We start from the raw sequence: 9,529 nt of genomic DNA, 5'->3' as shown, positions 1-9,529 counted from the left end.
AAACTTTTGCTCTGAAATTTTGCTGAACTTTTGATACTTATTTTTTAGTTTCATATTAGGAGCTTATCAGGTTTTTTGATGATTTTGCTTCCTAAGCCCCTAAATTAAAATTCAAAGCCAGTGCCAAACAGGAATTTGATAAACTTGATCGTACCGTTAAAGAACAATTCAAGAAAAAGCTTAAAAAAATTCTAGAAAACCCTACAATTCCGAAAAATAAACTACATGGATCAGACTATCGCAACATGTATAAAATCAAATTGCGTGCTGTTGGCTATCGTTTGGTTTACGAAGTGATTGATGACGAATTGGTGATTATCGTGATTGAAGTGGGCAGGCGTGATACCATTTATTTAAATTAAATCAAGGCCGTCTGAACGATATTGTTTCAGACGGCCTTGTTCTATTTAAACAACTGCCCGCAGCAAGCCTTAAATTTTTTATCCGAACCGCAAATACACGGCTGTTTCATGGTCGGCAGCGGCACGGTCGGGTCGATGAAATACCAGCGCCCGTCAATCTTCACAAAAGCCGACAATTCATGGTGATGCTGCGCTTCGCCTGCACCCTGAAAATGCGCGATAAATTCGACCTGCGCATGGTTTTTACCGATGTTGGGGATATGCTTTAACACGTCCAAACCCTGCCAATCGGTTTCGCGGCTCCACGCCAGCATATCGGCGGTATCCAATAATTTTTGCTGCGACGGCACAGTCGTTTGCACAATATAATCAATATTTTGCAGCGTATAAGCGCTGTAGCGCGAGCGCATCAGCTCTTCGGCCGTAACGGGCAATTTTTGTTGCGCATGAAAGGGTTGGCAGCAATCGGCATAAGCGCGCTGCGATTGGCACGGACAAATCTGCATATCAGGATATGGGCTTTCAAATGAGAATGACTCAAATTATATAACAAAATCAATATGTAGAAGCTTTTCAGGCTGATTTTCTGCTAAAATACCGCCTTTCGATTTTGTATTTGATATTTGAACACCATGACTGCCACAGCACAAGGTCTAAATCGTTTGTTGCCGCAAACCCAATGCCGCGAGTGCGGCTATGAAGGCTGCCTGCCATATGCCGAAGCCCTTGCCCACAACGATGCGCCGGTGAATTTATGCGCACCGGGCGGCGAAACAGTCATGCTCGACATTGCCAACCTACTCGGCAAATCGCCGCTGGCACCGGCCAAAATTCAGCCCAAAGCCTTGGCATGGATTGATGAGGCCGTCTGTATCGGCTGCACCGCCTGCATCCGCGCCTGCCCCGTGGATGCGATTATGGGCGCGCACAAATTGATGCACACCGTGATTAAAGACGAATGCACCGGCTGCGGCTTGTGTGTCACCCCGTGTCCGGTCGATTGCATTTATATGCAGCCGATTGAAACCGATTTTCTACCCTTGGCACGCGCCGAACACGAAAGCGATGCGCGCTTTGCCGCCGCGGAACACGCCAAAAGCCGTTTTGAGTGGCACGAAGCGCGCAAAGCCCGCGATTCAGCCGAGCGCAAAGCCAAGTTGGCCGAACGCGAAGCCGCAACCAAAGCCAAGCTACAAGCCGCAGCCGAAGCGGCGCAACCGGTTGAAGCGGCTGCCAAAGCAGCGTTTAACCCGATGGATTTAATCGCCAAAGCCATGGCCAGAGCGCAAGAGCAGCAAACCCAACTGGCCACCGCCCACAACCACGAAGACTTCAAAGCCAAACAAGTCGAAGAAGCCAAACAACGCGCCGTATTGCGCCGCGCCCAACGCGACATGAAATACGGCAACGAAGAAGAAAAAGCCGCCGCATTGGTTTATTTGCGCCAATACAAAGCCGAACAGGAAGCAAAAAAATCCGCCAAACGCAAAGCCAAACAAATGCGCGCGCAGCAATCTTAATGCTTAGGCCGTCTGAAACTGTGTTTTCAGACGGCCTTTATTGATTTAAGAAAGAAGCCCACCATGCGCCCAAACCTTGTCAACCAACTTCCCCTGCCTGTTTACCCCATCGACCGCGATCGCGCCGATTATGCCTTATCGAAAAACCGCTTAAGCGATTATTTCATCCGCAATCCTGCTTTGTTCCAACGCGCACTCGAGCCGAAATTTACCGTCCATGTCGTACAAATGGCCGCACACGCCTGCGGTTTATGGTTTGATACTTGGCGCAACCCCGACAGCGGGCGCATGGTGCTGGTCGTTGCCAATAAAGACGTGATGCCGCTCAAAGCCATGTTTCAACGCACCTTAAACAACCAAAGCGTGATTGCCGCTTTATTGCGCCGCAGTTAAATATTCAAAGGCCGTCTGAACGTAATTAATCTCTTTCAGACGGCCTTTTGTTCTTCAATGTAGTGATTATTGCCCTTAAAAATCATTTTAAAATAAACATACAGCATCATTCACATTCACTATCTTCAGTCTCAAGCTAATATTTTTAAAATATCGTCGCGCTAATTCTAAAATAAAAGCATATTCCGCGTTAAATATTCAATTTACACCATAAAATTTTAGAATCTGCTTACTAAGTGTCAACAATCAAAGTGTTTCATTTACGCAAAAATCAATAAAATATTAATTACATATCACTACAAATTCTGCTATAATCCTGCCCAACCATTTCCCACCAACCCAGACACCCAACAAAGAGGACAAATTATGGGCATTAAAGTCGCCATCAACGGTTATGGCCGCATCGGCCGTCAAGTATTACGCGCCATCTACGATTACAATCTGCAAGACCAGCTCGAAATCGTCGCCGTCAACGCCAGCGGTAGCTTGGAAACCAACGCCCACCTGACCAAATTCGATACCGTACACGGCCGCTTCAACGCCGATGTCGATCACGATGCCACCCATTTGATTATCAACGGCCACAAAATTCCTTACTTCTCCACCCGCAATCCGGCCGAGCTGCCTTGGAAAGACTTGGGTGTGGATTTAGTGATGGAATGCACCGGCGCGTTCACCAGCAAATCCAAAGCCAATATCCACTTGGAAAGCGGCGCGAAAAAAGTATTGATTTCCGCACCGGGTGAAGCCGATGTCGATGCCACTGTGGTTTACGGCGTGAACGATGATGTATTGACTGCCGACATGACCGTCGTTTCCAACGCGTCTTGCACCACCAACTGCTTGGCACCTGTGGCCAAAGTGTTGAACGAAAGCATTGGCATTGTGAAAGGCGCGATGACCACCATCCACGCCTTAACCAACGACCAAACCGTTACCGACGTGCGCCACAAAGACTTGCGTCGCGCCCGCAGCGGTGTGGAAAACATGATTCCAACCAAAACCGGCGCCGCCAAAGCCGTGGGCTTGGTATTGCCTGACCTGAAAGGCAAACTCGACGGCTTGGCCATACGCGTGCCGACCGTTAACGTTTCCTTGGTTGACTTAAGCTTCCAAGCCGGCCGCGAAACCAGCGTGGAAGAAATCAACGAATTGATGAAAGCCGCTTCGGAACAAGGCCGTCTGAAAGGCGTTTTGGGCTATAACACCCTGCCACTGGTATCGATGGACTTCAACCACACCACCCAAGGCAGCAACTTCGACGCCACCCTGACCAAAGTCGTTGACGGCAGCATGGTGAAAGTATTCGCTTGGTACGACAACGAATGGGGCTTCAGCTGCCAAATGCTGCGCACCGCTATGCGTATGTTTGATTTGGAAGTGAAAGACTTTGAATAATTGAGTTTTGCTTGATTGATTAAAAATGCCGTCTGAAAAGATTTTTCAGACGGCATTTTTTATGGATAACGTTGTTTGGTATGCACCATCGCAGCAATCAAAACGGCGGTTTCGGTGATTTTATACACAATCATATAATTTGGATGCACCACCCATTCTCTCGTACCAAACACCTGCCCCAAGCGGCCGGAATCGGGAAATTGTGCAAGGGTGCGCGTGGTGTTGGAAAATTTGCTCTTCCAGCTCAAACGCGGCCACCGGATTGAATTCAAAAATATAGCGGACGATTTGGTCTAAATCATCTTCCGCCTGTTGCGACCATTTAACCTGCATTTTTCAGAATCGCCATCAATTCTGCACGCCGTTGCGCAGCGCGTGCCAACACATCTTCCTGCTCATGCCACGTTTCACTGCTCAAGCCTTTTTCCACCTTATCGGAAAGCCACGCATGATAATCATCGGCCTGCTGCTGAGTATCGAATTGAGACAGAATCGGATCAAGCTTTTTCATCTGTTTTCTCCTGAAAAATCTGAGTTCTATCGTGCCTGTTTTATCATATTTGTCAATCCAAGGCAGAGACACCATCAGGTCGTCTGAAGATTAAAACACACTTGCAAACACGTTTTCAGACGGCCTTCTTCATCGTTTTATATTAAAATACTGCATTCCAAAATCTTTTTCAGACGGCCTCATCATGTTTCCCAGCGAATCCCCTTCTTCTTTGTTAACCGGCTTGAATCCCGAGCAGCTTGCCGCGGTGACTTGGCCGCCGCAATCGGCTTTGGTATTGGCCGGTGCGGGCAGCGGCAAAACGCGTGTGCTGACGACGCGCATTGCGTGGCTGTTGCAAAGCGGTCAGGCCAGTGTGCACAGCATTATGGCGGTGACGTTTACCAACAAAGCCGCCAAAGAAATGCAGACGCGCTTGGGGGCGATGATTCCGGTGAACGTGCGCGCGATGTGGCTGGGCACATTTCATGGTTTGTGCCACCGCTTTTTGCGCCTGCACCATCGCGATGCCAACCTGCCGGCCACTTTTCAGATTCTCGACAGCAGCGACCAATTGGCCTTAATCAAACGCATGTTGAAGCAGCTCAACATCGCCGAAGAAATCATTGCGCCGCGCAGCTTACAAGGCTTTATCAACGCGCAAAAGGAAAACGGCCTGCGCGCCTCTGCCCTGCAGGCACCCGATCCTCACACCCAGCGCATGATTGAATGCTATGCCGAATACGACCGCATTTGCCAACGTGAAGGCGTGGTCGATTTTGCCGAACTCATGTTGCGCAGCTATGAAATGCTCAAAAGCAACGAAATGCTGCGCGTGCATTATCAAAACCGTTTTAATCATATTTTGGTGGACGAATTTCAAGATACCAACAAGCTGCAATATGCGTGGCTCAAGCTGATGGCGGGCAATCAGGCGGCGGTGTTTGCCGTGGGCGACGATGACCAAAGCATTTACCGCTTCCGTGGTGCGAATGTCGGTAACATGACCGCGCTGATGAAAGAGTTTGCCATCGAAGCGCCGATTAAACTTGAGCAAAACTACCGCTCGGTAGGCAACATCCTTGCCGCCGCCAATGCCGTGATTGAAAACAACGACGAGCGTTTGGGCAAAAACCTGCGCACCGATGCCGAGTCGGGCGACAAAATCCGCTACCTTTCCGCGCCCAGTGATTTTGAAGAAGCGCAGTTCATCATCGACGAAGCCAAATCACTGCAACGCGAAGGCTGGCCGCTGTCGGAAATGGCCGTGCTCTACCGCAGCAACGCCCAATCACGCGTTATCGAACAAGCCCTGTTCCGCAGCGGCGTGCCGTATAAAATCTACGGCGGCCTGCGCTTTTACGAGCGCCAAGAAATCAAACACGCGCTGGCTTACCTGCGCTTGGCGGTCAACCCCGATGACGACAACGCCCTGTTGCGCGTGATTAACGTGCCCACCCGCGGCATTGGCGCGCGCACGATTGAAAATCTTCAGACGGCCTCAAGCGAACAAGGCATTTCCCTGTGGCAGGCCGCCTGCAATGCCGGTGCCAAAGCCACCAAAATCGCCGCCTTCGTCCAACTGATTGAAAACCTGCGCAACCAAATCGGCCAATTGTCGCTGGCCGAAATCATGGTCAGCGTAATTCAAGACAGCGGCTTGGTCGAATTCTACAAAACACAAAAAGGCGATCACCAAGACCGATTGGACAACTTAGACGAATTGGTCAACGCCGCCGTCGCGTTCAAACCGGAAGAAAGCAATTTTGAAATCCTGCCGGAAAACGCTGCCGAACACCCTGCCTTTCCGGTATTGGCGTTCCTCAGCAACGCCGCGCTGGAATCAGGCGAAAACCAAGCCGGCAAAGGTGAAGACGCGATTCAACTGATGACCGTCCACGCCGCCAAAGGCTTGGAATTCAACGCCGTTTTCCTCACCGGCATGGAAGAAGGCCGCTTCCCGAGCGAACTCAGCCTCGCCGAACGCGGCGGCCTCGAAGAAGAACGCCGCCTGATGTACGTCGCCATCACCCGTGCACGCAAACGCCTCTACATCACCATGGCGCAACAACGCATGCTGCACGGCCAAACCCAATTCGGCATCGTGTCCCGCTTCGTCGAAGAAATCCCGCCCGAAGTATTGCATTACCTGTCGGCCAAAAAACAAAGCTTCAACAGCTTCACCGATGCCCCGCGCACGCGCAGTAACAAAATCGTCGAAGACTACAAACTGCCGCAGGAATACGCCGGTTTCCGAATCGGCCAAAACGTACGCCACGCCAAATTCGGCACCGGCGTGATTATCGATGCCGTCGATAAAGGCGAATCAGCGCGGCTGACGATTAACTTTGGCAAAGAAGGCGTGAAGGAATTGGATACGAAGTTTGCGAAGTTGGAAGTGGTTTGATTGAAATGGAAAGGCCGTCTGAAAATTTTCAGACAGCGTAAATCTAAGCTAAAATACATCATCATTTTTTAGGAGAAATTTATGGCTTTTAGTACAGAACAAAAACAAGCCATTCTAGCAACAGCGAAAACGTGGTTTAAAGAATGTGTAGCACAAAACCATATCAAAAATACCGAAAAGCTGATTGACCCAGCAGAATTCAATATCAATCCGTTTTTAACGGTTTATCTTGCCAATTTTCTAACCGGTAACTCCAAACCTGAAAGTATCGCTAAGGCTCTGCTTTTCCCGCGTGTATTGGGAACATCCATTAATACATCTTTTGGTCAAAATATGCAGAGTTTTATGAGTGTGATTCAAGATGCGGTCGGCAGCACAGCCAGCGGCATGGATATTGAGTTTATCGACCAGCTCGACGGCAGGAAGAAATACTGTCAATTAAAAGCGGGGCCAAACACCATTAATAAGGATGATGTTGAGACCATTGCCAATCATTTTAGAAGTGTCCGCAATTTATCTCGAACGAATAATTTGCGTATTCCAAACGACGACATGATTGTCGGAGTTTTATATGGCGAACCACAAAATTTAAGCAGTCGCTACAAACGTATCACGTCTCAATATGACTATGAAGTCATTATCGGGCAAGAATTTTGGTTACGCTTAACCGGAGATGAGGATTTTTACAACGAACTCATTGCGGCCATTGGTTCAGTTGCCATTGAAGCCGACTTCAGTAAAGACTTTGAACGTGTAATCTATACTTTGGCGCAGACAGAAGAAATCCAGAAATTAAGTAACCATGAATAAGGTTTGACGCTATCTAAAAATCAGGCTACATTATCGTCATGAATAACCATGACTAATGTTTGCCTGATTTTTTTATGAAGAGCCCCGATTTATATACCATTGCCCAAGTTGCTGATATTCTCAGCGTATCTAAAGAAACTTTGCGTCGTTGGGATAAAAATGGAACGCTTGTTCCACAACGCCAGTATGACAACAATTACCGCCTTTATACCAAAGAACAATTAGAACATTTTGAAGAAGCGCGGATTTTATTCAACAGTAACTGGGATGAAGAAATTCAAACCCAACCACTACGCCGATATAAATTGCTTGAATTGTTTGCAGGTGCAGGTGGTTTAGCAGTAGGTATGGAAAAAGCAGGCTTTGATTCAGTTTTATTAAACGAATTGGATGCTGCCGCCTGTAAGACACTTCGAAAAAACCGCCCAGAATGGAATGTAGTAGAAGGAGATATTTCTAAGGTGGATTTTACCCCTTATTATAATCAAATCGATATTCTTTCAGGTGGTTTCCCTTGCCAAGCCTTTTCTTATGCAGGTAAGAAATTAGGCTTTGAAGATACGCGCGGTACGCTGTTTTTTGAATTTGCACGCGCGGTTAAAGAAACCAATCCCAAAGTATTCTTAGCAGAAAACGTGCGGGGTTTATTAGCTCATGACGACGGTAAAACGCTGGCGACCATTAGCAGTATCATTGAAGAGCTTGGCTATTATTTAGTTCCGCCAAGAGTTTTAAAAGCCGTGTTTTATAAAGTACCGCAAAAGCGTGAACGCTTGTTTTTAATCGGCATCCGCAAAGACTTAGCTAAAAAAGTCAACTTCCATTGGCCTTCACCTTATCATCGGATTATGACTTTGGAAGATGCGTTTAAATCAGGTGAACTATACACCGCAGATGTTCCTCAATCTGAGGGGCAAAAATATCCGAAACGCAAAGCTGAAATTATGACTCATGTTCCTGCAGGCGGTTATTGGAAAGATTTACCTGATGATTTGCAGCGTGAATACATGCAAAAAAGTTATTTTTTAGGTGGAGGAAAAACAGGTATGGCTCGCCGACTAGCTTGGGATGAACCGAGCCTGACTTTGACCTGCGCACCAGCACAAAAGCAGACAGAACGTTGCCATCCTGAAGAAACTCGCCCTCTAACCGTAAGGGAGTATGCTCGTATTCAAACTTTTCCCGATGAATGGCAATTTGAAGGCTCATTAACTGCACAATACAAACAGATCGGCAATGCTGTCCCTGTCAATTTAGCATTGGCAGTCGGCAAAGCATTAATCCGTTTATTAAATGATATTGAAACCACCATTGAAGCAGAAGCAGCATAAGTAAAGGCCGTCTGAAACACTTTTTAAATATTTAAATATTGTATTTTCAGACGGCCTGTCTTGCTTTAATCTTTAAACCTTACTTAATCAGCCAAAAGGAGCCCCACCATGTCCCACATCTCCACCGTCCGCTACACCGGCAACCTGCATAACGATTTAACCCACCTGCAAAGCGGCGACACGATTTCTACCGATGCGCCGACCGACAACAACGGTAAAGGCGAAGCGTTTTCGCCGACGGATTTGCTGGCCACTTCGCTGGCTGCGTGTGCGCTGACGATTATGGGCATGAAAGCCGATGATTTGGGCGTGGACTTGGCCGGTGCGCGTGCGGAAGTGGCTAAGGAAATGGCGGCCAATCCGCGTCGTGTGGCGAAGGTGACAGTTGATTTTTATTTGAGCGCAGGTCTAGACGAACGCAGCCGCGCGGTTTTAGAAGCGGCGGCGCATACTTGTCCGATAGCGAAAAGTTTGAGCGCAGATTTGGTGCAGGTGTTTAATTTTCATTATGTTTGATGGCTTTGCTGCACTGGCTTGCTTGAAAAAATAAAAAGGCCCTTACATTCGCCTAACAAGTGCAATTTCCAATAACAGAAAAGGCCAGTATGCGGTAGTATACTGCCTTTCCTGACAAGAAAGATTGCAATATGACCTACACACAACTGACCTCACACCAAAGATACTACATTTCCAGACATTACCGCAACCTACCCCTAAACCAAATCGCACAGAACATCGGTTGTCATCCCGCCACCGTCAGTCGGGAAATCAGACGGCATTCCGTCAACGGAACCTACTGTTACCGAAAAGCACAACAG

At 47.9% G+C, this 9,529-nt stretch carries 11 protein-coding genes and 2 pseudogenes; 9 read left to right on the top strand and 4 right to left on the bottom strand.

What is annotated here, in order from left to right; translation table 11 throughout:
- Nucleotides 1–113 precede the first annotated feature (113 nt).
- A pseudogene (locus CRG49_RS11045) lies at nt 114–362 on the top strand (type II toxin-antitoxin system RelE/ParE family toxin); the annotation flags it as partial.
- 41 nt (nt 363–403) lie between these two features.
- Here CRG49_RS11045 and CRG49_RS11040 read toward each other — a convergent pair.
- Nucleotides 404–868 carry a YchJ family protein gene (locus CRG49_RS11040; RefSeq protein ID WP_095502188.1) on the bottom strand — a complete coding sequence of 155 codons (465 nt, stop codon included), beginning with the start codon at nt 866–868 and terminating at the stop codon, nt 404–406.
- A 126-nt stretch (nt 869–994) separates the two neighbouring features.
- On the opposite strand from CRG49_RS11040, the gene CRG49_RS11035 reads away from it, so the two are divergent.
- The 3 genes from CRG49_RS11035 (at nt 995) to gap (ending at nt 3,673) form a co-directional block, all read left to right on the top strand.
- Nucleotides 995–1,882, top strand: a complete 888-nt coding sequence (locus CRG49_RS11035) for an RnfABCDGE type electron transport complex subunit B (protein WP_095502187.1) — start codon at nt 995–997, stop codon at nt 1,880–1,882.
- A gap of 63 nt (nt 1,883–1,945) precedes the next feature.
- Nucleotides 1,946–2,275 carry a hypothetical protein gene (locus tag CRG49_RS11030; RefSeq protein ID WP_095502186.1) on the top strand — a complete coding sequence of 110 codons (330 nt, stop codon included), beginning with the start codon at nt 1,946–1,948 and terminating at the stop codon, nt 2,273–2,275.
- Nucleotides 2,276–2,641: 366 nt separating this feature from the next.
- Nucleotides 2,642–3,673: a type I glyceraldehyde-3-phosphate dehydrogenase gene (gene gap, locus CRG49_RS11025; RefSeq protein WP_095502185.1), complete on the top strand. Its 1,032-nt coding sequence runs from the start codon at nt 2,642–2,644 to the stop codon at nt 3,671–3,673.
- A gap of 59 nt (nt 3,674–3,732) precedes the next feature.
- Here gap and CRG49_RS11020 read toward each other — a convergent pair whose 3' ends face one another.
- The 3 genes and pseudogenes from CRG49_RS11020 to CRG49_RS11015 all read right to left on the bottom strand — a co-directional run bounded on the left by CRG49_RS11020 (nt 3,733) and on the right by CRG49_RS11015 (nt 4,184).
- Nucleotides 3,733–3,921, bottom strand: coding sequence for a type II toxin-antitoxin system RelE/ParE family toxin (locus CRG49_RS11020; RefSeq protein WP_157798096.1), 189 nt, complete (start codon nt 3,919–3,921; stop codon nt 3,733–3,735).
- 37 nt (nt 3,922–3,958) lie between these two features.
- Nucleotides 3,959–4,006, bottom strand: a pseudogene (locus tag CRG49_RS14015) (hypothetical protein); the annotation flags it as partial.
- The gene (locus CRG49_RS11015; protein ID WP_095502183.1) at nt 3,996–4,184 is read right to left on the bottom strand and encodes a hypothetical protein; all 189 of its coding nucleotides are present in this window, start codon (nt 4,182–4,184) and stop codon (nt 3,996–3,998) included. The pseudogene CRG49_RS14015 and the gene CRG49_RS11015, both read right to left, overlap by 11 nt.
- 184 nt (nt 4,185–4,368) lie before the next feature.
- Between CRG49_RS11015 and CRG49_RS11010 the strand changes: the two genes are divergently transcribed.
- The 5 genes from CRG49_RS11010 to CRG49_RS14010 form a co-directional block, all read left to right on the top strand.
- Nucleotides 4,369–6,570 carry a UvrD-helicase domain-containing protein gene (locus CRG49_RS11010; protein ID WP_095502182.1) on the top strand — a complete coding sequence of 734 codons (2,202 nt, stop codon included), beginning with the start codon at nt 4,369–4,371 and terminating at the stop codon, nt 6,568–6,570.
- Nucleotides 6,571–6,651: 81 nt separating this feature from the next.
- Nucleotides 6,652–7,380, top strand: a complete 729-nt coding sequence (locus tag CRG49_RS11005; protein WP_095502181.1) for a PmeII family type II restriction endonuclease — start codon at nt 6,652–6,654, stop codon at nt 7,378–7,380.
- 74 nt (nt 7,381–7,454) lie between these two features.
- Entirely contained in the window at nt 7,455–8,711 is a 1,257-nt protein-coding gene (gene dcm / locus CRG49_RS11000; RefSeq protein ID WP_095502189.1) for a DNA (cytosine-5-)-methyltransferase, read from the top strand.
- A 108-nt stretch (nt 8,712–8,819) separates the two neighbouring features.
- Complete coding sequence (locus CRG49_RS10995; protein WP_095502180.1) at nt 8,820–9,227, top strand: OsmC family protein; 408 nt, start codon at nt 8,820–8,822, stop codon at nt 9,225–9,227.
- A 131-nt stretch (nt 9,228–9,358) separates the two neighbouring features.
- On the top strand, nt 9,359–9,529 hold a 171-nt coding region (locus CRG49_RS14010; RefSeq protein WP_157807890.1), incomplete at its 3' end, for a helix-turn-helix domain-containing protein.

The sequence above is a fragment of the Neisseria sp. N95_16 genome, from assembly GCF_002551535.2.
GTDB classification, from domain to species: Bacteria; Pseudomonadota; Gammaproteobacteria; order Burkholderiales; family Neisseriaceae; genus Neisseria; species Neisseria brasiliensis.
Note: the sequence above shows the minus strand (reverse complement) of the source record. Positions and strands in the feature narration are given on the sequence as shown.